A 20,706-nucleotide genomic window follows, 5' to 3' on the forward strand; every position below is an offset into this window, starting at 1 on the left:
CTTCAACTTCAGGAGTTCCGACCAGATGGGCATTTTCTCGAGGACGCGCGACATCATCGCCGCAAACGTCACCGACCTTCTCGACCGCGCCGAAGACCCGGCGAAGATGATCCGCATGATCATCATGGAGATGGAAGAGACGCTCGTGGAAGTCCGCGCATCCGCCGCCCGCACCATCGCCGACCAGAAGGAAATGCGCCGCACGATCATGAAACTGGATCAGGCGCAGGCGACGTGGGCAGAGAAGGCTGAACTGGCGCTGTCGAAGGGCCGCGAGGATCTCGCCAAGGCGGCGCTGCTCGAAAAGCAGAAGATGAGCGGCAGCGGCGCCCAGCTGCAGGCCGAAGTCGATCTGCTCGACGAACAGCTCTCCCACTACGAAGGCGACATCCAGAAGCTGGAAAGCAAGCTTCGCGAGGCACGCACACGCCAATCGGCGCTGCTGTCGCGGCTTGAGACGGCGAACAACCGCGTGCGGATGCGCAGCCTGCTGCGCGGCCCGAAGGTGGACGAGGCCTTCTCGCGCTTCGAGGTGCTGGAACGCCGCGTCGACTACGCCGAAGGCCAGGTGGATGCGCTCGCGCTCGGCGAGACGCGCAGCCTGGAGATGCAGATCGCCGATCTGCGCACCGACGACGCCGTCGAGGCCGAGCTGGCCGCGCTGAAGTCCAGAATGGCTCAGAAGCAGGAGGGTTGATCCATGGCCGAAGCTATCGTCCCGCTTATCGCCATCCTTGCCATCTTCATCGGTATGCCGTGGCTGTTCCTGCATTACCGGATGAAATCCAAGCAGAACCGCAGCCTGTCCATCGAGGACGAGCGGATGCTCGACGATCTTCACCAGGCCGCGATGCGCCTGGAGGACCGGCTGCAGACGATCGAACGCATCATGTCTGTCGACAACCCCAACTGGCGCCACATCGCGGCCGGAAGCCCGGTCGGCGAACGGCTTGAGGACACACGCACCGCGGAAATCAGGAGGATGAAATGAGCTTCGCACTCGACAAGAGAAACGCCATCTTCCTCGGCGTCTGCGCCGGGTTTGCAAAGATGACCAGGACCGATGCGCTGTGGTGGCGGCTTGGCGCCATCGTCGGCACCATCGTCGGGTTCGGCATCCTGCCGATCATCTACCTGCTCATCGCCTGGCTCGCCCAGCCGCGCACTCACGACGCCTGATACGATCCGAACACGGGAGGCACAAATGTCCAGCCGCACCAAATTCTACCTCAACAAACGCGAAAAGAAGTGGCTGGGCGTGTGCGCCGGGCTTGCGGATTTCACGGGTATTGATGTGCTCTGGTGGCGTGTCGGTGCCGTTGTCGGCACCATCCTCGGCGCAGGCATCCTGCCCGTCGCATATCTGGTGATCGGCCTGATGGCATCGGACAAGCCTTCGGAATTCTACGGCGAAAGCATCACCGACCAGAAGTTCTGGCAGAAGGTGCGGGTCGCGCCGAGCCGATCGATCCGCGACGTTCACGCCAGCTTCCGCGACATCGACCGCCGGCTCGCCCACGTGGAGCGGCACTATACCTCGCAGAACACCCGGCTCGCCGACGAGATCGACAGCCTGCGCTAGGCTGCAGCGAAGGGACGCATCACCATGGATTGGGGTTCACCGGTTTTCGTGCTCGCCATCATCGCCATCAGCACGGGCGGCTGGCTGATCAGTACCTGGATCCGCGCCCGCCACGGCTATCCGATCGAAAACGAGTTTTGGGGCACGACCAACAAGACCGCGGGTGAGAGCCTCGCCGCGAGCCGTAAGACCGAACTGCTGGCGAACGAGAATGCGGAAATGAAGGGCCAGATCGCCAGGCTCGAAGAGCGGATCACGGTTCTGGAGCGCATCGCGACGGACAGGTCGCGCAGGCTCTCCGACGAGATCGACGGCCTTCGTTAGCACGGCCAAACAGGGGGAATGTGAGCCATGCCTGCCGAAGTCGGATTTCTGATCGGTCTCCTCGCCGGAGCCGCCGGTATGTGGCTGGTGCAGGTGTGCAGCAGGCGCGGCGCGGCAAGCGAGCCCGCCGAAGCGTCCGCCGAAACACCGGTGTTCAACTTCGAACGTGAACTTGAAACCCGCCGGCTCGCCGCCGAGAACGCCGCGCTGATCACCCAGATGGAGGATGTGCGCGAACGGCTGGCCACACTGGAACGCCTCGCGATCGACCGCTCGACGCGGCTCGCCGATGAAATAGAGGCCTTGCGGGCCTGAACAAAAGGGACTGGATCATGGACATCTTCATCTACCCCTATCTCCCCTGGATTGTCGGCGGCGGCTTCGCGCTCGGTGCGCTCGGCATCGCGGGCTGGGTGTTCACGACCTTCATGCGGATCAAGCACGGCTACCCGCTGGAAAACGCCTGGGGCATGGCGGTGCATCCCAAGGTTTCAACCGAAGCCCAGGAGCGCATCACGCTGCTGACCAATGAAAACGTCCAGCTTCGCGCCGAACTCGGCAGCGTGAAGGACAGGCTCGCCAACGTGGAGCGCATCGTGACCGACAGCTCGTTCAGGCTGGAAAACGAGATCGAACAACTTCGCAGCCCGAAGAACTAAGCGCGGTACGACACAGGAAAGAGACAAGCGATGCACCCGTTCGAAATGGTAGTCCTGATCGTCGCCATCGTGGTGTTCGGCAAGATTGCGCTTCAATACATGAAGCAGAAAGGCCGTGGGCGGCCTGACGCCGAACTCGAAAACGACCGCCTGCGCGGCGAGATCGGCAACCTGAAGGACCGCATTGCAACGCTGGAACGGCTGGCGACCGACCGCAGCCGACTTCTGGCAGACGAAATCGATGCGCTTGGGCGCGATCGGTAGGAAGGGAGTGACGGACATGCCCGGATTTGAAAGTCTGATCGTCATTACCGCCGGGGCCATATTGGGGCTCGGCATGATTGCCGGCATCGCAGCATGGTGCTGGAACGGCTGGCTCGAGCTGAAGCGCGCCGAGCTCGGAAACGACCGCATCGCGGCAGGTCCGCCCGTCTCCGGCCGGATCGACGTTGCCGACCTCAAGGAACGCGTGCGCAAACTCGAAGCGATCGCCGCCGGCGTCGATTATTGACGCCGGCGCCTGTCGCCGACCTTCAGTCGAACAGTTCTTCGAGGAACGATTTCCGCTTTTTCCCATAGCCGTAGCCGTAGGGCTTTTGCTCGCGCGCATAGCGATCTTCGTCCCGCCGGGGCAGCGAAACGCGCGGCGCCTCAGAAGGTGCAGCGTCCCGGCTGCTTCTCTCCAGAATCTTGTCCAGCTCGCCGCGATCCAGCCAGACGCCCCGGCACTGAGGACAATAATCGATCTCGACGCCCTGGCGCTCGCTCATCACGAGCGGCACCTTGCACACGGGGCATGGCATTCCGGCGGCGGGGTTGGTCATTTCCTGGTTTCTCCTCTTGTCTGAATGCCAATCGAAGGCGACCGGCATCGAGATGGCTCGATGCGGTCCGACATCGCAGGTCGCCGGAAATGACGACCGCCAGAGGGGCCCGGCCCGCGCGCTCGAAATGAGCACAACCTACCGACCTTTCAAGCCCCGCCCACCCCTTCGGCTTGACGCGGCGGGTCGCCTCGCCCAAGTCTCGGCACGATGACGCTGCCCGACTTCGACACCATCCGCGACGATTTCGAGATCCTCGACGAGCCCGACGAGCGCTACCGCCTGCTCATCGACCTCGGCAAGGCGCTGGAGTCGATGCCGGACGCGCTGAAGACCGACGCCACCAAGGTACGCGGCTGCTCGGCGAGCGTCTGGGTGTATCCGACCACGGCCGAGAAAGGCCACCTGCATTTCCTCGCCGACAGCGACGCGGCGATCACCAAAGGCATCGTCGCGCTGATCCTGACGCTGGTGCAGGACCGCACCGCCGAAGAGGTGCTGGCGATGGACATTGCTGACCGGCTCGCCCCGTTCGCACTTGCGAAGCATCTGTCGTCGAACCGCACGCAGGGCATTCCCAACATGATCGCGCTCATCCGCGAAACCGCCGCGCGGCTCGCGGCGTGACCCCGATCCTGAAGCCCATCGTCGACAGCTTTCTGCGTTTCCTGCCGCACGTGAAGGCGCTCGGCATCGGCTTCCACGGCATCGGCGATAACTGGGCAGAACTCACCCTGCCCTACGCCGAACATCTCGTCGCTTATCCGGGCGATGACGGCACCCCCGGCATCATCGCCTCGGGCGCGATCTTTTCACTGATGGATTCGGTGGGCGGCATGGCGGTGGTCGCGAAATCGAAGCGCATGGTGCGGCAGGCGACGCTCGACCTGCGGATCGACTATCTGCGCCCGGCGGAACCCGGCAAGACCGTGATCGGGCGCGCCGAAGTGACGAAGCTGACGCGCGCGGTCGCCTTCGTGAAGGGCATCGCGCACGACGGCGACCCGGACGACCCCGTAGCGCTGATGACGGCGAGCTACATGTTCACGGCGGGCGCGAAGTCATGAACTTCGACACGCTGGTCCGCGAGCTTCTGGGCGCCCCCGACGAAGGCCCGCTGTCCTCGCTGCCCTACGCCCGCACGCTCGGGCTCAGCTACCGGCGCGATACGGAGGGCATCGTGATCATCATGCCCTTCTCCAAGGATCTGATCGGCGCGCCGAACCGGCTGCACGGCGGCACTGTCGCCGGGCTGCTCGAAATCGCCTCGATCGCGCAGCTCGTCCATGTCCTCGGCCGCGAGGAGACCGCGCCGGGCGTCAAACCCATCAACGTCACCGTCGATTATCTCCGCGCCGCCGCCTGCGAGACCACATACGCCGCCGCGATCGTCACCCGCATGGGCCGCCGCATCGCCAACGTGCGCGCCGAGGCATGGCAGGGAGACCGGAGCGCGCCCGTCGCCTCTGCGCACATGAACGTGATGCTGGTTCGGGAATAGCGGGTCTAGACTGCCGCCTCGTAGGCGGCATGGCCCTCGCGCACCTTGGCCCCGTCGAACCGAAGCGTCTCGGTTACGCGGATGCCGGCCTGGTTGCGGTAGAGGATCGTCACCATATCCACGCCGCCGAACACGCCTTCGATCGTGAAATGCAGATCGGGCACGGCACGCACGCCGCCGGTCCAATAGGCGCGAAGCGCGGCTTTGCCTCTCACCGTGCCGCCTGATTCCGGAACCCGCTGCGCGGCGAGCGGCGATGTGAACACAGCGTCGTCATGGAAATGCGCGAGCACGCGCTCGACATCGCGCGCGTTCCAGTCCGCACACCACTTCGCCGCGAAATCCGTCCAGTCCGATCCGCCCATGCGCTCAGTCTTCGCCCTTCCAGCTCTTGCCCTCTTCGGCGCGGCGCAGCACTTCGTAGGCGGCCTGCACGGCGTGGAACTGCCGGGCAGCCTCCTTGTCGTCCTGATTGCGATCCGGGTGATATTGCTTGGCAAGCTTGCGGTAGGCACGCTTCACCGCCTCGAAGTCGGCATCGTCCTCCAGCTCGAGCGCGCGCAAGGCATCGAGCTCGCCGCGTGTGCGGCTGCCGTCGCCGGGTCCGGTCCATTGCCAGTGGCGCGCCTGTTCGAACGCGGTGTCGCCGCGCTCGGCCTGTTCGCGCGCGGTGGCTTCCTCCTTGGTAAGCCCTTCGAAATAATTCCAGTTCTTGTTGTATTCCGCGGCGTGGACCTCGCAGAAGAACCAGCGCTCCGGGCTGTTGGGGGACTTGGGTGCGGGCCGATCGCCGGGGGCGGTGCAGCCGTGCCGATCGCACAGGCGCACGTTCACCGCCTCGCGCGCGCCGCCGTAGCTGCGCCAGCGGGGAAATCCCCAATCGTCCTTGCGAGTCTGTCTGGCCATGACGTCTAGTTAGGCGAGCGTCGGCAGCGGCGCCAGATCGGGCGTGACGAAATTCCGCCGCGCCTCCACCGAAAACAGCCGATCCCGGCTGTAGAAGCCGAGCGGCCAGTCGCGGCGCCCTTCCGGCGCGGCGAGCAGCACATTCACCGCCCCGGCAAGATCAAGCGCGGCGTACCGGGCCGCGAAGGCGCGCACGCCCGCGATATAGAGCTGCGTAAGCGTCTCGTGATAGCCCTGCGTATCGTCGTTCACACCGCCAACCGATACGTTGTAGCGCGCGATGATGCCCGGCAGTTCCCGCGGCAGGTCGACGTCCGGCCGCTCGCGGACCAGCCACATGCAGGCTGCAAGATGGGCCTCGTGCGTCCAGTCGGCGCGCGGCAGCGTGCGCGCGAGCAGACCTTCGCCGATGCGTCGCACGGCATCGTCGTCCGCAAACAGTCGCGGTTCATTGGGATTCATGTCCGCCTCCAAAAAAGGGAAAGCGCGCCGGCCACGGGACCGACGCGCTTTTTGAGCTTGTCTTGGGCTCGGTGTTAGGCCGCCTTGGGTGCTGCCTGCCGAACGCCTTCGTCCACGTGATCGGAGAACTGGGCGAAATTGTCGATGAACAGCCCGACCAGCTTGCGGGCTTGCGCGTCGTATGCCGCTTTGTCCGCCCATGTTTCGCGCGGATTGAGGATCGCACTGTCGACACCCGGCACCGCGGTCGGGACCTGGAAGCCGAAGAACGGATCGGTGACGAAGTTCGCGCCCTTCAGGCTGCCGTCGAGCGCGGCGTTCAGAAGCGCGCGTGTCGCCTTGATCGGCATCCGGTTACCGGTGCCGTAGGCGCCGCCCGTCCAGCCGGTGTTGACCAGCCAGCAATCGACGCCCCCCTTCGCGATGCGCTCCTTGAGGAGGTTGCCGTAGACGCTCGGGTGGCGCGGCATGAACGGCGCGCCAAAGCAGGTGGAGAAGGTCGCGCTCGGCTCGGTGACGCCGATCTCGGTGCCGGCGACGCGCGCCGTGTAACCCGACAGGAAGTGGTACATCGCCTGCTCGGGCGTCAGCTTCGCGATCGGCGGCAGCACGCCGTAGGCGTCGGCAGTGAGGAAGATGATGTTCTTCGGCACGGGGCCGAGGTTCTTCTCAGACGCGTTCGGGATGAAGTCGATCGGGTAGGAGCCACGGCTGTTTTCGGCGAGGCTGTTGTCGTGAAGGTCGATCACGCGGGTGACCGGGTCGATGACGACATTTTCGAGCACCGTGCCGAAACGGCGCGTCGTCGCGAAGATCTCGGGCTCGGCCTCGGCGGAGAGGTTGATGACCTTCGCGTAGCAGCCGCCTTCGAAGTTGAAGACCGCCGTGTCCGACCAGCCGTGCTCGTCGTCACCGATGAGCGTGCGCGAGGCATCGGCGGAGAGTGTCGTCTTGCCCGTGCCCGAAAGCCCGAAGAACACCGCGCTCGTCCCGTCGCTGCCGATGTTGGCGCTGCAGTGCATGGGCATCACACCCTGCTCGGGGAGCATGTAGTTGAGAAGGCCGAACACCGACTTCTTCATCTCGCCCGCATAAGCGGTGCCGCCGATGAGGATGAGCTTTTCGGTGAAGTTGACCGCGATCACCGTCTCCGTGCGGCAGCCGTGGCGCGCCGGATCGGCGCGGAAGCTCGGCAGGTCGATGATCGTGAACTCGGGCACGAAGCCGGGAAGCTCATCGACGCCCGGGCGGACGAGCAGCGTGCGGATGAAGAGGTTGTGCCACGCAAGCTCGTTGATGACGCGCACGCGCACGCGATATTCCGGCTGCGAACCGCCGTAGAGGTCCTGCACGAACAGCGTTTTCTTTTCGCCGAGCGCGGCGAGGAAATCAGCCTTGAGCGCGGCGAAGTGCTCGGGGCTCATCTTCTGGTTGCCGCCATTGAACCAGATGTTGCCCTGCGTCGTGGCATCCTCGACCGTGAACTTGTCCTTCGCGGAACGGCCCGTGTGCTTGCCGGTCTTCACGACGAACGCGCCGTGCTGGGAAAGGAGACCTTCCTCGCGCGCCACGGCCTTTTCGATGAGCGGGGCGGTGCCCAGGTTCCAGTGAAGCTCCGCCCCGGTGGTAATGCCCTGTTTATCAAGGGTGAAGGCGGGAATCGGGGACGCGGTCATGTTCACTCCTCAAGGATTCGGGCGGGCACTTTTGCGGGAGCCCCTACACGATTCGTTCGGCTTGCGTCAAAAAATGCAAAGGTCGCGTTAAGTGCGATCCGGTTTGCGCCACGATTCGCGTTGGTTTACTGGAGCATTCCATGTCATCCATGCCCGCAACGATCGCCCTTGTCGACGACGACCGCAACATCCTGACCTCGGTCTCGATCGCGCTTCAGTCCGAAGGGTACACCGTCCGCGTCTATTCCGACGGGGCAAGCGCGCTGAAGGCACTCACAGACAATCCGCCCGACCTTGCCGTGCTCGACATCAAGATGCCGCGCATGGACGGCATGGAGCTGCTGCTTAAGCTGCGCGAGAAATCGAACCTGCCGGTGATCTTCCTCACCTCCAAGGACACCGAGATCGACGAAGCGCTCGGCCTTGCGATGGGCGCCGACGACTATATCGGCAAGCCTTTCAGCCAGCGCCTGCTGATCGAGCGTATCCGCGCCGTGCTGCGGCGGGCGCAGAACCGGGCCCAGCCCGCGGGTGAGAACGCCGAAGAAGAGGAAGCGCGCACGCTGACGCGCGGCCGGCTTTCGATGGATACCGGACGCCACCGTGTAACGTGGGACGGCAAGGAGGTGCAGCTCACCGTCACCGAGTTCCTGATTCTGGAAACGCTGGCGATGCGCCCGGGCTTCGTGAAATCGCGCGATCAGCTGATGGACGCCGCCTATCAGGACGACGTCTATGTCGACGACCGCACCATCGACAGCCACATTAAGCGGCTGCGCAAGAAGTTCCGCGCGGTCGATTCGACCTTCGAGGCGATCGAGACCCTGTATGGCGTCGGCTACCGCTTTGACGAGGAGTAGCGAGGGCGCGCGCGACGACACGCAGCTCCGGTGGTCGCGTGGCTGGTCGCTGACGGCGCGCATCCTTGCGGTCAACATGTTCGCCGTGCTGATGCTCGCGGGCGGCATCATCTACCTCGACAGCTTTCGCGAACGGATGCTCGAACGCCGCGCCGAGGAGGCCGGTGTCGCAGCCAACCTGATGGCGGCGGCGATTTCCGACCGAATGCTGCAAGCCCCGGATCGGCTGGACCCGATACTGAAGCACTTCGGAAAGACGACCGACGCGCGGCTTCGCATCTATGATCGGCAGGGCATCCGCGTGATCGACAGCTGGTCGCTGACCGGCCCCACGTTCACGCTGCGCGATCCCGATGCCGAGCCCCTGCGCAAGGACATCGCGCGCTTCCTCGACCGTATGATCGAGGGTGCGGTCGGCGCGCGGCAGTTCGATAGCTTCGCCGAGCCCATCCCCGACGTGCGCCGTGCCTGGCCCGAAGCGGAAGCAGCGCTGGCCCGGCAAGCCGTCGCCACCACGATCCGTTTCGCGCCGGACCGCACCATCATCATTACTGCCGCCGCCCCGATCGAGGATGGCAGCGTGCTCCACATGACGATCGACGCGCGCGACGTGACGCGGGGGGTGCGCGACGAGCGGCTGACATTGTTCGTGATCTTCCTTGGCGTGCTGCTGCTCTCGCTGCTGCTGTCGAGCTTCCTTGCACGCACCATCGTGCGGCCGCTGCGCCGTCTCGCCATCGCCGCACAGCGCGTGCGGCTGGGCCGCGCGCGCGAGGTGACCATCCCGCGCTTCCAGAAGCGCCGCGACGAGATCGGCGCGCTTTCCCGCACGCTTTCGGACATGACCGCCGCGCTCCGGGCGCGCATCGACGCGACCGAAGCCTTCGCCGCCGATGTCGCGCACGAGATCAAGAACCCGCTCGCCTCGCTGCGCTCCGCCGTGGATGCGATGGGGAACGTGAAGGATCCCGAGCTTTCCGCGCGGCTGCTCACTGTCGTGCGCGACGACGTGCAGCGCATCGACCGCCTGATTTCCGACATTTCCGACGCCTCGCGCCTTGATGCGGAACTGAGCCGCGTACGCTTTGAGCGCATCGACCTCGGCGTCATGCTCGCGACCTTGATGAGCATTTACGAGACGCAGCCGGCAACTGCGGGCGTGACGCTGGCGTTCGCGCGGCCGCAGTTCGGATCGGCAGTGGTGAACGGCGACGGCAGCCGCCTCGCGCAGGTCGCCCGCAACCTTATCGACAATGCGATCAGCTTTTCGCCATCGGGCGGCCTCGTGCAGGTGACCGTGGCGCGCGCGGGCGAGCGCGTGCTGATGCGCGTCGACGACGACGGCCCCGGCCTGCCCGACGAAGGCATCAATCGCATCTTCGAGCGCTTCTATTCGGAGCGGCCGGAAGGCGAGGCGTTCGGCAAGCATTCCGGCCTCGGGCTCGCCATCGCCAAGGCCATCGTGGAGGCGCACGACGGCACCATCGCTGCGGAAAACCGCATCGAGCGCGGCGAGGTGAAAGGCGCGCGCTTCACCGTCAGCCTGCCCGCAACGCAATGACGCGCATTCACGCCACCGCTGTTTCCATCGGCGGCAAGGCGGTGCTGCTGACCGGCGCATCGGGCGCGGGCAAGTCCGATCTCGCACTGCGGCTAATCGATCGGGGCGCCGTGCTCGTCGCGGACGATCAGGTCGAGCTCCGCCTGCAGGACGGCGTTTTGCGCGCATCGCCGCCGCCCACGATCGAAGGCCGGATCGAGGTGCGCGGGGTTGGCATCGTGGCGATGCCCTTCGCGGCGGACGTGCCCGTCGCGCTCGTGATCGACCTCGATCTGCCGCCCGAGCGCCTGCCGGAACGGCGCGAACGTGCGGTCGCCGGCACCTCCGTGCGGCTCGCCTTGATCGATCCGCGCGAAATCAGCGCACCCCTCAAGGTCGAACTGCTCTTGAGCGGCTGTCCAACAGCATTAGATTAGGGGACATAATGGCCAATGCCGATCCCCCCGCTCCCCGCGCACCCTTGCTGCTCGTCACCGGCATGTCCGGCGCCGGGCGCTCGACGGCGCTGAAAGCGCTTGAAGACAACGGTTTCGAGGTCGTCGATAATCTTCCACTCTCCCTACTGAAGCGCCTGCTGGCGGTGCACGACAAGACTATGACCGGCAGTGATTCGGACCGGCCGCTCGCGGTGGGCATCGACGCGCGCACCCACGCGTTCGACGCTGAATCGGTCGTTTCCCACATCAAGACCATGCGCGAGCACGGCGTCGATGCGCGCGTGCTCTTCATCGATTGCGCGGGCGGCGAGCTCGTTCGCCGCTTTTCGGAAACGCGCCGCCGTCACCCACTCGCGCTCGACCGCCCGGCCGCGGACGGTATCGCGCGCGAACGCGAGGTGATGGCGCCGCTCCGGCGCTGGGCCGACATCGTCATCGATACCACCGACTTCAGCGTCCACGACCTCCGGCGCACGATTCGCGAGAAATTCGCTCGGCACCTGCGGGGCGACCTGACGCTGACCGTGATGTCCTTCGGATTCGCACGCGGGCTGCCACGCGACGTCGACATGGTGTTCGACATGCGATTCCTCGCCAATCCGCACTGGCAGCCGGACCTGCGGCCGCTTACGGGAAAAGACGAGGCTGTGGGGCACTATGTCGCTGCCGATCCGGCCTATGCCGATGCTTTTGAACGGATTTCCGGCCTCGTGCTGTCGCTGATCCCCAGCTACCGACGCGAGGGCAAGGCGTATCTGACCATCGCTATCGGATGCACCGGCGGTCGCCACCGGTCGGTTTTTGTTGCCGAACGCCTTGCCGAAACGATAAGGGCCGCCGGCTATACGTTGAACATCGTGCACCGCGACATGAGCGGGCACAGCGAGGGCGTGGATGCCGAAGGCTTCGCGCTCGCGGACCATGGAGAGAGACTGCCCGCATGATCGGTATTGTGCTGGTGACGCACGGGCGCCTTGCGGCTGAATTCGTCGCGGCCATGGAGCACGTGGTCGGCCCCCAGAACAACGTCGCCTCGATCTGCATCGACGCTGACGATGACATGGAGGTGCGCCGCGCCGACATCGCGAACGCGGTGAAGGCGGTGGACACCGGTCGCGGCGTCGTTATCCTCACCGACATGTTCGGGGGGACGCCGTCCAACCTTGCGATTTCGCTGCTGTCGGGAGGCCACGTGGAGGTGATCGCCGGTGTCAACCTGCCGATGTTGATCCGCCTTGCCAGCGTGCGCGGCGAGATGAAGCTCTCCGAGGCGGTCGTGGCCGCGCAGGAGGCGGGGCGCAAATACATCTCCGTCGCATCGAAAATTCTGGGAGAGGTCGCCTGAGCGACGATTCTGACGGTGTTCCTGTCGGCGACGCGGTCGCCGTCCGCCAGCGCGTGCTCATCCGCAACAAGCGCGGCCTCCATGCGCGCGCCAGCGCCAAATTCGTGACCCTCACCTCCGAGTTCACCGCCGCCGTCGTGGTGGAGAAGGATGGCCAGCGCGTCACCGGCACGTCGATCATGGGTCTGATGATGTTGGCCGCGAGCCCCGGCGACGAGATCGACATCGTCGCGAGCGGCGCCGATGCGGACGCCGCGCTCGCCGCGCTCGTGAAACTCGTCGAGGACCGCTTCGGCGAGGAATAATGGCGCCCCGCCGTATCACCAGCTTTTCCAACGAGACGATCAAACGCATCCGGTCGCTCGAGCAGAAGAAATTCCGCCGCATGGAGAACCGCTTCATGGCGGAAGGGATGCGGATCGTCGCGGAGGCGGCGGAGGCGGGGCGCATCGCCGAAACGCTCGTTTTCGCTGAAGACCTGGCGGAGCACGCGCTGCTTCGGCGGCTCATTGCACAGTGTGAAGCGGCGGGCGGCGAGGCGATCGAGGTGCCGCGCGAGATTCTTCACAAGATCACCGGCAAGGACAATCCGCAGGCGCTCGTCGGCGTCTTCCCGATCCCCGAAGCCCGGCTGGAAGACCTCGACCGGAACGCCGCTGACGTCTGGACCGTGTGCCAGTCGCTGAAAGACCCCGGCAACCTCGGCACGATCCTGCGCACCAACGATGCCGTCGGCGCGGGCGGACTGATCCTGCTCGACCAGAGCTGCGACCCGTGGTCTGTCGAAGCCGTGCGCGCATCAATGGGGGCGCTGTTCACGCAGCCGATCGTGCAGACGACCGGCGCCGCCTTCTTCGAATGGCTGCGCGCCGGGCCGGGAATGCTCGTCGGCACCAGCCTGCGCACCAGCCACGATTATCAGGACGTCCGCTACGAAGCGCCGACCTTCATCCTGATGGGCAACGAGCAGCACGGCCTGCCGGAGGACTACGAGGCTGCGTGCGACGTGCTGGTAAAGATCCCAATGCGAGGCAAGGCCGATTCGCTGAACGTCGCGGTGAGCTGCGCGGTGATGCTCTACGAAGTGCTCAACCAGCGGCGGCGGTAGCTACTCGGCCGCTTCGGCGGGCGGCATCAGCTTTGTGAGCGCGCGCGGCGTGGCCTCGATGACGGGCAGGCGCTCGATCTCCTTCTTCGGCGGTTCGATCGACAGGTCGCGGAAGCGCTGCGCCGAGGTCAGCACCTGACTTTCGAGACTTCCGACGAAGGCGTTGTAGGCACTCGTCGCGGTTTCGAGATTCTTGCCGAGCCGGCCGACGTGGCCGCCCATCGTCGCGAGGCGCTCGTAAAGCTCCTTGCCGAGCGCCGCGATGTCGCGCGCCTGCTCCTCGATCTTTTCCTGCCGCCACACCATCGCCACGGTGCGCGCGATGGCGATGAGGTTGGTGGGCGAGGCGAGCAGAATCTTCTGGGCGAACGCCGCCTCGAAAAGATCGTGGTCGGCCTCCAGCGCGGCGGCGAGGAAGTTTTCGCCCGGAATGAACATGATGACGAAGTCCGGGGTCGATTCGAACTGCTCCCAATAGGCCTTGCGCGACAGCGCGCCCACATGGCCGCGAATCGTGGCGGCATGGATTTTCAGATGCCGGGTCCGTTCGCCCTCGTCTGCCGAATCGACTGCGTCCTGATAGGCGACGAGCGAGCATTTCGCGTCGATGACGAGCGACTTGCCGCCCGGAAGCTTGATGACCGCGTCGGGCCGCAAACGCCCGTCCGCCGTATCGACCGACACCTCCTCGGCGAAATCGACCTGCGACGAGAGACCGGCCATTTCGAGAACCCGGCGCAGCTGGTGCTCACCCCAGCGTCCGCGCGCCTTGGGCGCATTGCGGAGCGCGTGGACAAGGCGCGCAGCCTCGCCGGAAACCTTTTCCTGCCCCTCGCGCATCAGCCCGATCTGTTCCCGCAGCCCTTCGTAAGCGCCATGCCGCGCCGCCTCGATCTCCTTGAGGCTGGTCTCGTAGCGGGTGAGGGTTTCCTTCACCGGCTGCAGAAGCTCGGTGAGCGCCACCCGGTTCTTCTCCAGCCCGTCGCTCGCCGCCTCGCGGTGCCGCTTCAGCGTTTCCTCGGCGCGCTTGACGAAACTTTCCTGGCTCTTGTCGAGAACGTCCTGCGCCAGCGCACCGAACTGCTTTTCAAGCTGGCGCAGATGCTCGGTGTGCTGCCGGTCCCGCTCGGCGGCCGCAGCGGTGAAGCTGGCGTGCTCGATTTCCACCGCGCGCAGACGTTCGTTCTCGGCGCGCAGCGGTACCAGCGCCTCGACGTCGCGCTTCGCGGCATCGAGATCGCGAATCGCCGCGAGAAACTTTTCCCGATGGCGTGCCGCCGCGCGTCCCCACACCCACCAGCCTGCGGCGAGGCCGGCAAGCAGCGCCACAAGGGCGACAAGGACATGGACGGTCGTCATGCGTGCTCCGAACGTGAACAGATCAGGAACTTCATAGCTAGCGCAATTGCCCGCCGGAGCAAAGACCTTGCATCGAAAGCACTTTGGCGGACAGGATGCAGCGGAAGGACGGAGCGGAATGAGCGCAGTCGAAATCGTCGCCGAGGGCCTGCAGTTTCCCGAGGGGCCGGTGTGGATGCAGGACGGCAGCGTCATCGTCGTGGAGATCGCGGCGGGCCGCATCACGCGCGTGCTGCCGGACGGCCGCACAGAGACGATCGCCGCGCCGGGCGGCGGGCCCAATGGCGCAGCAATCGGCCCGGACGGCGCTCTCTACGTGTGCAACAACGGCGGCTTCGAGTGGATCCGGCAAGACGGGCTGCTGATCCCTGGTCACATCGCCGCCGACTACACGACCGGACGCATCGAGCGGATCGATCTTTCAACGGGAAAGGTCGAACGGCTCTATGCCGAGTGCGACGGCCGGGCGCTTTCCGGCCCGAACGACATCGTATTCGATGCGGACGGCGGCTTCTGGTTCACCGACCTCGGCAAGATTCGCGACCACGCCACCGACCACGGCGGGCTTTATTACGCCAAGGCCGACGGCTCCGGCATCCGCTGCGCGGTTTACGGCCCGAACATGAACGGCGTCGGCCTCTCGCCCGACGGCCGCACCGTGTATACGGCGCTCACCATGGAACGCACCGTGCTTGCCTTCGACATCACCGGCCCCGGCGAGGTCGCGCCTTCGCCGCTTGAAGCGCTGCCGGGGCGCGTCGTCACGGCGTTCGGCGGGCATACCCTCCTCGATTCGCTCGCGATCGACGCGGACGGCAACATCTGCGTGGCGACGCTCGTCGCGCAGCCCGGCATCACCTCGGTCGATCCCGCCACGGGCGCGCAGACCTGGCGGGATTTCCCCGATCTGCTTTCCACCAACATTTGCTTCGGCGGCGCGGACATGCAGGATGCGTGGGTGACGCTGTCCACCACCGGCCGGCTCGCGAAAACGCGCTGGGACCGGCCCGGCCTGAGCCTTGCGCATTATGGCTGAGGCGGAGGCCCCCGCGGAGGGCCGGATCAGCGAAAGCCACGCGGACAGCGGGCGGACGGTGCACCTTTCCGGCCGCATGACGATCCGCTTCATCGATCCGATCTCGCGGAGGCTGCGCGAACTCGAAGCCGATCCCGAACCGCTCACCATCGATCTCGCCGACATCGAACGCATCGATACGGCGGGCGCCTGGGTGCTTTACCGCACGCGCACGGCGCGCGAGACGGCGGGCCTCCCCTTTCGGCTGACGGGCGCGAGCGGCAAGGCCGAAGAGCTGATCGACCAAATCTGCTCCCACACGAAGCCGACCAAGATCCGGCCCGACCCGATGCCGGGTTTCATCCGCACGCTGGAAAAGCTCGGCGCGTGGATCACCTTTTCGGCGACGACCTTCGGCGGCTTCCTCTCTTTCCTCGGTCTCACGCTCGTCTCACTCGGCAAGGTGATCGCGGCGCGGCGTGCCTTCCGCTGGCGCGCTTTCATCAACCAGTTCGAGGCGGTGGGCGTCGCCTCGCTCGGCATCATCGGGCTGATGAGCTTCCTTGTCGGCATCGTCGTCGCACAGCAGGGCGCGGTGCAGCTCCGCCAGTTCGGTGCCGACGTGTTCGTCATCAACCTCGTAGGGCGCATCACCTTCCGCGAACTCGGCGTGCTGATGACCGCGATCATGGTCGCGGGCCGATCGGGCAGCGCATTTGCCGCGCAGATCGGCTCGATGAAGCTCGCCGAAGAGGTGGACGCGATGCGGACCATCGGGATGCCGCCCATCGAGGTTCTGGTCATCCCGCGCCTGCTCGCCGCCGTGCTCGCCATGCCGTTGCTCGCCTTCTACGGATCGATGCTCGGCATCCTCGGCGGCATGTTGCTGACGTGGGCATCGCTCGGCATTCCGCCCGCGACTTTCGTGCAGCGTATTCAGGAGGTGGTGCCGCTCACCGACGTTTGGGTCGGGCTTATCAAGGCGCCTGTGTTCGGACTCGTCATTGCCGTCACGGGTTGCTTCCAGGGGATGCAGGTGCGCGGCAACGCCGAAGAGGTGGGACTGCGGACCACCGCCGCCGTGGTGCAGGCGATCTTCCTTGTCATCGTGCTCGATGCCTTTTTCGCGGTGTTCTTCTCGGCGATCGGATGGAACTGATGGCGCTCCAGGACGAACGCCGCGGCCCCGTGATACGCGTCACCGGGCTTCGCAACAGCTTCGGCGATCAGGTGATCCACGAAAACCTCGACCTCGAGGTCCAGCGCGGCGAGATCATCGGCATCGTCGGCGGATCGGGCACGGGCAAGACCGTGCTGATGCGATCAATCATCGGGCTGCAGCGCTACACCGCCGGCGAGGTCGAGATTTTCGGACGCCGGGTAAGCGGCCTTGGCGAGCTCGAGGAGCTGGAACTGCGCCGCCAGTTCGGCGTGCTGTTCCAGAACGGCGCGCTGTTCTCCACGCTCACTGTCGCCGAGAACATCGAAGTGCCGATGCGCGAGTTCTATCACATCGAACACGCGCTGATGGACGAGATCGCGGCCTACAAGATCGCGATGGTCGGCCTGCCGCCCGATGCCGGCCCCAAGCACCCGAGCGAGCTTTCGGGCGGCATGAAGAAGCGCGCCGGCCTTGCCCGCGCGCTGGCGCTCGATCCGCGCCTGCTGTTCCTCGACGAGCCCACCGCGGGCCTCGACCCGATCGGCGCGGCGGCTTTCGACCAGCTGATCCTGCAGCTTCGCGATGCGCTCGATCTCACGGTGTTTCTCATCACGCACGATCTCGACACGCTGCACACGATTTGCGACCGTGTCGCGGTGCTGGCGGACAAGCGCGTGCTGACGGTGGGAACTATCGACGAACTTCTGGCTTTCGATCATCCGTGGGTCCAGGAGTATTTCCGCGGTCCACGCGGGCGCGCCGCGCTTGCCAGCGTCGCAGCAGGGGGTTGATTTTGGAAACGAGAAGCAACCACGTTCTCGTCGGCGCCGTCGCGATCGCGCTGTTCATCGCCGCGTTCCTGTTCATCCTGTGGATCGCGCGCGTCGACACGTCGGACCGGCAGAAGTACGATATCTTCTTCCGCTCGGTCTCCGGCCTCGCGCGCGGCAGTGCCGTGAACTATTCCGGCGTGCCGGTGGGCACGGTCCAGGAAATCCGGCTGATGCCGGAATCGCCCAATTTCGTGCGTGTCCGCATCGAGATCGACGAGGGCGTACCCATCCTGCAGGGTACGGTCGCGACGGTTTCCAGCGTTGGATTCACGGGGGTTTCGATCGTCGAGCTGGAAGGCGCGATCAAGGGCGCGCCGCCGATCGATGAACCGGGACCGTACGGAGCACCGGTGATCCCCACGAAACCTGGTGCGCTCGGCCAGCTCCTCGATTCTGCGCCGCAGCTTCTGGAGCGCATCAGCACGCTCACCGCGCGGCTCAACGAGGTCCTGAGCCCGCAGAACCAGGATTCGATCGCAGGCATCCTCAAGAACGCGAACACGATCGCCACCGCCATCGCCAGCCGCGATGGCGACATCGCTGAGGCGGTGACGGAAATCCGCGGCGCGATCACAGAAACCCGCAAGACGGCCGCAGCGCTCGCCTTGCTTGCAGAAAGCACGAGCAAGCTCGTCGATGAGGAGGGCAAGCCGCTCGTCGCCGATCTCCGCAAGACACTGCAGCACGCGGAAACGGCGCTCAGTGAACTGGAGGCGACCTCGCGCGCGGCGCGCAGCGGCGCCGAAGCGTTCAATGCGCACACGCTGCCCGAGGTGAACCTCCTCGTCGGCGACCTGCGCGAAATGTCGCGTTCGCTCGGCGCCATCGCCGCCAAGCTCGACGAAGACCCCGCGGGCGCCCTCGTCGGCGGCCGCAAGCTGCCCGAATACAAGCCCGACGGAGATGACCGATGAAACCGATCGCCCTGTTCGCGGCGCTGCTGATCGCCGGCTGCGGGCCGCTGGTGCAGATCGGCGGCGCCGGAGAGCCGCCGGACTCGCTGCTCACCGTGCGCGCCGATACGGGTGAACCCAAGCCTGTGACCGGCGAACCGCTGCTCGTGACCACCCCGAGCGCGCCGGGCGCACTGCGCACGCTGCGCATTCCGGTCACCACGCAAGCGACCGAGATTGCCTATCTTCCCGAAGCCAGCTGGGTGGAACAGCCGGTGGTGCTGTTCCAGCGCCTGCTGGGAGAGGTCGTTCAGGCGCGCACGGGCCGACCAGTCATCGACGAGCGCAATGCCGATATCGCGGGCGCACACCGCCTTTCCGGCCGGCTGATCGAGTTCGGGCTCGATGTACGCAGCGCGCCGCAGGTGCGTGTTCGCTACGATGCCATGTTGTCAGCACCCGGAACCGGCTATGTTGCTAGCCACAGCTTCGAGGCGACGCGGCCGGTTAACGCCGAGACCGGGCCCGCCGTCGCCCGTGCGCTGAACGAAGCGGCCAACGAGGTCGCCGCGAGCGTTGGAGACTGGGCGGCATCGCAGCCGTAACGATCCCAGGGAACCGGCGAGGCATGTCGCCGGTTTAACGGATGGCAGGGACTTTGAGGAACAAAACCGTATGAGGAAAGAAGCGCAGCAGGCCTTGGGGATCGCGCTCAGCACAATGGTGCTCGGTGCGTGCGTGACCGGACCGGGGACGAGCGCGAACGCGCAGAAGCCGCGCCAGATCAGCGCCAGCGAACGTGCGCAGGCAGCACAGGCGCATCCGGAAATCCTCGCCGAGTTCGGCGGCGCCTATGAAGGCCCCGGCACGGCGATGGTGAAGCGCATCGGCAAGGAGGTCGCGGTCCGCTCCAACATCGCGGCGGCCGAAAACGAATGCACGGTGACGCTGCTCAACACCACGGTCGTCAACGCCTTCGCCATTCCCGGCTGCTATGTCTACATGACGCGCGGGCTGCTTTCGATCATGAACAGCGAGGCGGAGCTTGCCTCGGTGCTCGGCCACGAAGTGGGCCATGTCGATGCCCAGCATTCGAAGAAGCGCCAGAATGCCGCGCTCGGCAGCGGCATCGTCTCGATCCTCGCTACAGTGCTCACGGGCAGCAGCCAGATCGGCCAGCTTGCCGGGCAACTCGGACAGGTATGGACGATGAAATACTCGCGCGATCAGGAGTATCAGTCGGATGATCTCGGCATCCGCTACATGACCGCGGCGGGCTATGATCCCTTTGCGGCGGCGGAAATCCTGCAGTCGCTCGGCGATCAGCAAGCGCTGGAAACGCGCATCCGCGGCCAGAACGAGGCTGCGCAGATCCCGTCGTGGGCGCGAAGCCACCCGCTGACCGCCGCGCGCGTCAAACGCGCCACGCAGAAGGCGGCGGCGACGGGCGTGGCGCGCGGACAGCTGAAACGGGATGCGCCAGATTATTACGCGGCGGTCAACGGGATGCTCTATGGCGACGATCCGGCGCAGGGCTTCGTGGAGGGTCACAAGTTCGCGCACCCCGTCCTGAAAATCGCCTTCGAGGTGCCGCAGGGCTACTACCTGAGCAACGGCGCGGCGGCGGTGACGGCGACCGGCGGACAGGCCCAGATCCAGTTCAGCGGCGCCAAGCTCGCCGACGGCGACAGCCTCGATTCGTACATCTCCGCTGTGTTTCAAGGCGTGCTCGGCAACAACAAGGCGCAGTATACCGGCGTGCAGCGCACGACGATCAACGGGCTTGAATCCGCAACCGCGACCGCGCGCGTCGCGACGCAAAGCGGCAACCGCGATGTCAGCGTCGTCGCTTACCGCTTCGGCGGCGGCAACGGCTATCACTTCATCTTTGTCTCGCCGTCGAACGTGAACGTCGCAAACGTGGTGAACACCACGGCGCGTTCATTCCGCAAGCTGACCGACGCGCAGGCTGCGGCGCTGCGCAAGCGCGTAATCCAGGTGGTGACGGTAAAGCCGGGCGACACGGCGGAGTCGATTTCCCGGCGCATGGCGTTCGACGACTACAAGCTCGAACGCTTCCTCGTGATGAACAACCGCGAGGCGAACCCGACCCTGCGCGCAGGTGAAAAAGTGAAGATCGTGGTGTTCGGCTGACAAACGAAAAGGGCGCCGGGTTTCCCCGACGCCCTGTTCGTTTCG

General features: G+C 65.6%; 31 protein-coding genes. 25 read left to right on the plus strand and 6 right to left on the minus strand.

Annotation, left to right across the window (positions count from 1 at the left end):
- The first annotated feature begins 25 nt into the window (after positions 1–25).
- From pspA to AAC014_RS07150, 9 genes are read left to right on the plus strand one after another with little or no spacing between them, the layout of a single operon-like run.
- Positions 26–697, plus strand: coding sequence for a phage shock protein PspA (gene pspA, locus AAC014_RS07110; RefSeq protein ID WP_339706098.1), 672 nt, complete (start codon positions 26–28; stop codon positions 695–697).
- A gap of 3 nt (positions 698–700) precedes the next feature.
- A complete protein-coding gene (pspB, locus tag AAC014_RS07115) occupies positions 701–991 on the plus strand; it encodes an envelope stress response membrane protein PspB (RefSeq protein ID WP_121047185.1) in 291 nt (96 codons plus the stop codon).
- Complete coding sequence (locus tag AAC014_RS07120; protein WP_339706101.1) at positions 988–1,179, plus strand: PspC domain-containing protein; 192 nt, start codon at positions 988–990, stop codon at positions 1,177–1,179. The genes pspB and AAC014_RS07120 overlap by 4 nt, the downstream gene beginning before the upstream one ends.
- A gap of 25 nt (positions 1,180–1,204) precedes the next feature.
- On the plus strand, positions 1,205–1,582 hold the full coding sequence (gene pspC, locus AAC014_RS07125; RefSeq protein ID WP_339706103.1) for an envelope stress response membrane protein PspC: 378 nt from the start codon (positions 1,205–1,207) through the stop codon (positions 1,580–1,582).
- A gap of 24 nt (positions 1,583–1,606) precedes the next feature.
- Entirely contained in the window at positions 1,607–1,906 is a 300-nt protein-coding gene (locus AAC014_RS07130; protein ID WP_339706106.1) for a hypothetical protein, read from the plus strand.
- A gap of 27 nt (positions 1,907–1,933) precedes the next feature.
- Positions 1,934–2,221, plus strand: a complete 288-nt coding sequence (locus AAC014_RS07135; RefSeq protein ID WP_339706109.1) for a hypothetical protein — start codon at positions 1,934–1,936, stop codon at positions 2,219–2,221.
- Between the two features lie 17 nt (positions 2,222–2,238).
- Entirely contained in the window at positions 2,239–2,565 is a 327-nt protein-coding gene (locus tag AAC014_RS07140; RefSeq protein WP_339706112.1) for a hypothetical protein, read from the plus strand.
- A gap of 30 nt (positions 2,566–2,595) precedes the next feature.
- The gene (locus AAC014_RS07145; RefSeq protein ID WP_339706115.1) at positions 2,596–2,829 is read left to right on the plus strand and encodes a hypothetical protein; all 234 of its coding nucleotides are present in this window, start codon (positions 2,596–2,598) and stop codon (positions 2,827–2,829) included.
- A 16-nt stretch (positions 2,830–2,845) separates the two neighbouring features.
- The gene (locus AAC014_RS07150; RefSeq protein ID WP_339706119.1) at positions 2,846–3,076 is read left to right on the plus strand and encodes a hypothetical protein; all 231 of its coding nucleotides are present in this window, start codon (positions 2,846–2,848) and stop codon (positions 3,074–3,076) included.
- Positions 3,077–3,098: 22 nt separating this feature from the next.
- Here the strand turns inward: AAC014_RS07150 and AAC014_RS07155 are convergent, their stop codons facing one another.
- Positions 3,099–3,389: a zf-TFIIB domain-containing protein gene (locus tag AAC014_RS07155; protein ID WP_339706602.1), complete on the minus strand. Its 291-nt coding sequence runs from the start codon at positions 3,387–3,389 to the stop codon at positions 3,099–3,101.
- Positions 3,390–3,599: 210 nt separating this feature from the next.
- Between AAC014_RS07155 and AAC014_RS07160 the strand changes: the two genes are divergently transcribed.
- Genes AAC014_RS07160 through AAC014_RS07170 form a run of 3 tightly spaced genes read left to right on the plus strand, consistent with a single transcriptional unit; the run spans position 3,600 to position 4,890 of the window.
- Positions 3,600–4,016: a SufE family protein gene (locus tag AAC014_RS07160; protein WP_339706121.1), complete on the plus strand. Its 417-nt coding sequence runs from the start codon at positions 3,600–3,602 to the stop codon at positions 4,014–4,016.
- Complete coding sequence (locus AAC014_RS07165) at positions 4,013–4,456, plus strand: PaaI family thioesterase (protein ID WP_339706124.1); 444 nt, start codon at positions 4,013–4,015, stop codon at positions 4,454–4,456. Before AAC014_RS07160 ends, AAC014_RS07165 begins: the two co-directional genes overlap by 4 nt.
- Entirely contained in the window at positions 4,453–4,890 is a 438-nt protein-coding gene (locus AAC014_RS07170) for a PaaI family thioesterase (protein WP_339706127.1), read from the plus strand. The genes AAC014_RS07165 and AAC014_RS07170 overlap by 4 nt, the downstream gene beginning before the upstream one ends.
- 5 nt (positions 4,891–4,895) lie before the next feature.
- Here the strand turns inward: AAC014_RS07170 and AAC014_RS07175 are convergent, their stop codons facing one another.
- The 4 genes from AAC014_RS07175 to AAC014_RS07190 form a co-directional block, all read right to left on the minus strand.
- Positions 4,896–5,255, minus strand: a complete 360-nt coding sequence (locus tag AAC014_RS07175; RefSeq protein ID WP_339706130.1) for a nuclear transport factor 2 family protein — start codon at positions 5,253–5,255, stop codon at positions 4,896–4,898.
- A gap of 4 nt (positions 5,256–5,259) precedes the next feature.
- The gene (locus tag AAC014_RS07180) at positions 5,260–5,796 is read right to left on the minus strand and encodes a DnaJ domain-containing protein (protein ID WP_339706133.1); all 537 of its coding nucleotides are present in this window, start codon (positions 5,794–5,796) and stop codon (positions 5,260–5,262) included.
- A 9-nt stretch (positions 5,797–5,805) separates the two neighbouring features.
- On the minus strand, positions 5,806–6,258 hold the full coding sequence (locus AAC014_RS07185) for a hypothetical protein (RefSeq protein WP_339706135.1): 453 nt from the start codon (positions 6,256–6,258) through the stop codon (positions 5,806–5,808).
- A 74-nt stretch (positions 6,259–6,332) separates the two neighbouring features.
- Positions 6,333–7,934, minus strand: a complete 1,602-nt coding sequence (locus AAC014_RS07190; RefSeq protein WP_339706137.1) for a phosphoenolpyruvate carboxykinase — start codon at positions 7,932–7,934, stop codon at positions 6,333–6,335.
- 149 nt (positions 7,935–8,083) lie between these two features.
- Here AAC014_RS07190 and AAC014_RS07195 point away from each other — a divergent pair, with 149 nt between their 5' ends.
- Genes AAC014_RS07195 through AAC014_RS07225 form a run of 7 tightly spaced genes read left to right on the plus strand, consistent with a single transcriptional unit; the run spans position 8,084 to position 13,245 of the window.
- Entirely contained in the window at positions 8,084–8,794 is a 711-nt protein-coding gene (locus AAC014_RS07195) for a response regulator transcription factor (protein WP_339706605.1), read from the plus strand.
- Complete coding sequence (locus tag AAC014_RS07200; RefSeq protein WP_339706140.1) at positions 8,763–10,355, plus strand: stimulus-sensing domain-containing protein; 1,593 nt, start codon at positions 8,763–8,765, stop codon at positions 10,353–10,355. The genes AAC014_RS07195 and AAC014_RS07200 overlap by 32 nt, the downstream gene beginning before the upstream one ends.
- A complete protein-coding gene (locus tag AAC014_RS07205; protein ID WP_339706143.1) occupies positions 10,352–10,771 on the plus strand; it encodes an aldolase in 420 nt (139 codons plus the stop codon). Before AAC014_RS07200 ends, AAC014_RS07205 begins: the two co-directional genes overlap by 4 nt.
- 8 nt (positions 10,772–10,779) lie before the next feature.
- On the plus strand, positions 10,780–11,736 hold the full coding sequence (gene rapZ / locus AAC014_RS07210; protein ID WP_339706146.1) for an RNase adapter RapZ: 957 nt from the start codon (positions 10,780–10,782) through the stop codon (positions 11,734–11,736).
- Positions 11,733–12,137: a PTS sugar transporter subunit IIA gene (locus tag AAC014_RS07215; RefSeq protein ID WP_339706149.1), complete on the plus strand. Its 405-nt coding sequence runs from the start codon at positions 11,733–11,735 to the stop codon at positions 12,135–12,137. The genes rapZ and AAC014_RS07215 overlap by 4 nt, the downstream gene beginning before the upstream one ends.
- A 53-nt stretch (positions 12,138–12,190) precedes the next feature.
- Positions 12,191–12,442, plus strand: a complete 252-nt coding sequence (locus AAC014_RS07220; RefSeq protein ID WP_339706152.1) for an HPr family phosphocarrier protein — start codon at positions 12,191–12,193, stop codon at positions 12,440–12,442.
- On the plus strand, positions 12,442–13,245 hold the full coding sequence (locus tag AAC014_RS07225) for an RNA methyltransferase (RefSeq protein WP_339706155.1): 804 nt from the start codon (positions 12,442–12,444) through the stop codon (positions 13,243–13,245). Before AAC014_RS07220 ends, AAC014_RS07225 begins: the two co-directional genes overlap by 1 nt.
- On the opposite strand, the gene AAC014_RS07230 is transcribed toward AAC014_RS07225, so the two are convergent.
- On the minus strand, positions 13,246–14,604 hold the full coding sequence (locus AAC014_RS07230) for a DNA recombination protein RmuC (RefSeq protein WP_339706158.1): 1,359 nt from the start codon (positions 14,602–14,604) through the stop codon (positions 13,246–13,248).
- A 118-nt stretch (positions 14,605–14,722) separates the two neighbouring features.
- Here AAC014_RS07230 and AAC014_RS07235 point away from each other — a divergent pair, with 118 nt between their 5' ends.
- The 6 genes from AAC014_RS07235 (at position 14,723) to AAC014_RS07260 (ending at position 20,661) form a co-directional block, all read left to right on the plus strand.
- Positions 14,723–15,640, plus strand: coding sequence for an SMP-30/gluconolactonase/LRE family protein (locus tag AAC014_RS07235; protein WP_339706161.1), 918 nt, complete (start codon positions 14,723–14,725; stop codon positions 15,638–15,640).
- Positions 15,633–16,778, plus strand: coding sequence for an MlaE family lipid ABC transporter permease subunit (locus tag AAC014_RS07240; protein ID WP_339706164.1), 1,146 nt, complete (start codon positions 15,633–15,635; stop codon positions 16,776–16,778). The genes AAC014_RS07235 and AAC014_RS07240 overlap by 8 nt, the downstream gene beginning before the upstream one ends.
- Positions 16,778–17,572, plus strand: a complete 795-nt coding sequence (locus tag AAC014_RS07245; protein ID WP_339706167.1) for an ABC transporter ATP-binding protein — start codon at positions 16,778–16,780, stop codon at positions 17,570–17,572. The genes AAC014_RS07240 and AAC014_RS07245 overlap by 1 nt, the downstream gene beginning before the upstream one ends.
- 2 nt (positions 17,573–17,574) lie before the next feature.
- Positions 17,575–18,528 carry an MlaD family protein gene (locus tag AAC014_RS07250; protein ID WP_339706170.1) on the plus strand — a complete coding sequence of 318 codons (954 nt, stop codon included), beginning with the start codon at positions 17,575–17,577 and terminating at the stop codon, positions 18,526–18,528.
- Positions 18,525–19,112 (plus strand): ABC-type transport auxiliary lipoprotein family protein, encoded by a 588-nt coding sequence (locus AAC014_RS07255; RefSeq protein WP_339706173.1) that lies wholly within the window; start codon positions 18,525–18,527, stop codon positions 19,110–19,112. The genes AAC014_RS07250 and AAC014_RS07255 overlap by 4 nt, the downstream gene beginning before the upstream one ends.
- 70 nt (positions 19,113–19,182) lie before the next feature.
- Complete coding sequence (locus AAC014_RS07260; protein WP_339706176.1) at positions 19,183–20,661, plus strand: M48 family metalloprotease; 1,479 nt, start codon at positions 19,183–19,185, stop codon at positions 20,659–20,661.
- Positions 20,662–20,706: the final 45 nt, after the last annotated feature.

Origin of the sequence: uncultured Sphingosinicella sp. (assembly GCF_963974575.1) — a bacterium.
Classification (GTDB): domain Bacteria; phylum Pseudomonadota; class Alphaproteobacteria; order Sphingomonadales; family Sphingomonadaceae; genus Sphingosinicella.

Coding starts and splice junctions, on each gene's coding strand:
- AAC014_RS07150 (WP_339706119.1), top strand. CDS start 2,846: ATGCCCGGATTTGAAAGTCTGATCGTCATTACCGCCGGGGCCATATTG.
- AAC014_RS07235 (WP_339706161.1), top strand. CDS start 14,723: ATGAGCGCAGTCGAAATCGTCGCCGAGGGCCTGCAGTTTCCCGAGGGG.
- pspB (WP_121047185.1), top strand. CDS start 701: ATGGCCGAAGCTATCGTCCCGCTTATCGCCATCCTTGCCATCTTCATC.
- AAC014_RS07190 (WP_339706137.1), bottom strand. CDS start 7,934: ATGACCGCGTCCCCGATTCCCGCCTTCACCCTTGATAAACAGGGCATT.
- AAC014_RS07145 (WP_339706115.1), top strand. CDS start 2,596: ATGCACCCGTTCGAAATGGTAGTCCTGATCGTCGCCATCGTGGTGTTC.
- AAC014_RS07215 (WP_339706149.1), top strand. CDS start 11,733: ATGATCGGTATTGTGCTGGTGACGCACGGGCGCCTTGCGGCTGAATTC.
- AAC014_RS07195 (WP_339706605.1), top strand. CDS start 8,084: ATGCCCGCAACGATCGCCCTTGTCGACGACGACCGCAACATCCTGACC.
- pspA (WP_339706098.1), top strand. CDS start 26: ATGGGCATTTTCTCGAGGACGCGCGACATCATCGCCGCAAACGTCACC.
- pspC (WP_339706103.1), top strand. CDS start 1,205: ATGTCCAGCCGCACCAAATTCTACCTCAACAAACGCGAAAAGAAGTGG.
- AAC014_RS07180 (WP_339706133.1), bottom strand. CDS start 5,796: ATGGCCAGACAGACTCGCAAGGACGATTGGGGATTTCCCCGCTGGCGC.
- AAC014_RS07240 (WP_339706164.1), top strand. CDS start 15,633: ATGGCTGAGGCGGAGGCCCCCGCGGAGGGCCGGATCAGCGAAAGCCAC.
- AAC014_RS07225 (WP_339706155.1), top strand. CDS start 12,442: ATGGCGCCCCGCCGTATCACCAGCTTTTCCAACGAGACGATCAAACGC.
- AAC014_RS07170 (WP_339706127.1), top strand. CDS start 4,453: ATGAACTTCGACACGCTGGTCCGCGAGCTTCTGGGCGCCCCCGACGAA.
- AAC014_RS07155 (WP_339706602.1), bottom strand. CDS start 3,389: ATGACCAACCCCGCCGCCGGAATGCCATGCCCCGTGTGCAAGGTGCCG.
- AAC014_RS07175 (WP_339706130.1), bottom strand. CDS start 5,255: ATGGGCGGATCGGACTGGACGGATTTCGCGGCGAAGTGGTGTGCGGAC.
- AAC014_RS07200 (WP_339706140.1), top strand. CDS start 8,763: ATGGCGTCGGCTACCGCTTTGACGAGGAGTAGCGAGGGCGCGCGCGAC.
- AAC014_RS07255 (WP_339706173.1), top strand. CDS start 18,525: ATGAAACCGATCGCCCTGTTCGCGGCGCTGCTGATCGCCGGCTGCGGG.
- AAC014_RS07160 (WP_339706121.1), top strand. CDS start 3,600: ATGACGCTGCCCGACTTCGACACCATCCGCGACGATTTCGAGATCCTC.
- AAC014_RS07205 (WP_339706143.1), top strand. CDS start 10,352: ATGACGCGCATTCACGCCACCGCTGTTTCCATCGGCGGCAAGGCGGTG.
- AAC014_RS07140 (WP_339706112.1), top strand. CDS start 2,239: ATGGACATCTTCATCTACCCCTATCTCCCCTGGATTGTCGGCGGCGGC.
- AAC014_RS07245 (WP_339706167.1), top strand. CDS start 16,778: ATGGCGCTCCAGGACGAACGCCGCGGCCCCGTGATACGCGTCACCGGG.
- AAC014_RS07260 (WP_339706176.1), top strand. CDS start 19,183: ATGAGGAAAGAAGCGCAGCAGGCCTTGGGGATCGCGCTCAGCACAATG.
- AAC014_RS07135 (WP_339706109.1), top strand. CDS start 1,934: ATGCCTGCCGAAGTCGGATTTCTGATCGGTCTCCTCGCCGGAGCCGCC.
- AAC014_RS07120 (WP_339706101.1), top strand. CDS start 988: ATGAGCTTCGCACTCGACAAGAGAAACGCCATCTTCCTCGGCGTCTGC.
- AAC014_RS07185 (WP_339706135.1), bottom strand. CDS start 6,258: ATGAATCCCAATGAACCGCGACTGTTTGCGGACGACGATGCCGTGCGA.
- AAC014_RS07130 (WP_339706106.1), top strand. CDS start 1,607: ATGGATTGGGGTTCACCGGTTTTCGTGCTCGCCATCATCGCCATCAGC.
- rapZ (WP_339706146.1), top strand. CDS start 10,780: ATGGCCAATGCCGATCCCCCCGCTCCCCGCGCACCCTTGCTGCTCGTC.
- AAC014_RS07230 (WP_339706158.1), bottom strand. CDS start 14,604: ATGACGACCGTCCATGTCCTTGTCGCCCTTGTGGCGCTGCTTGCCGGC.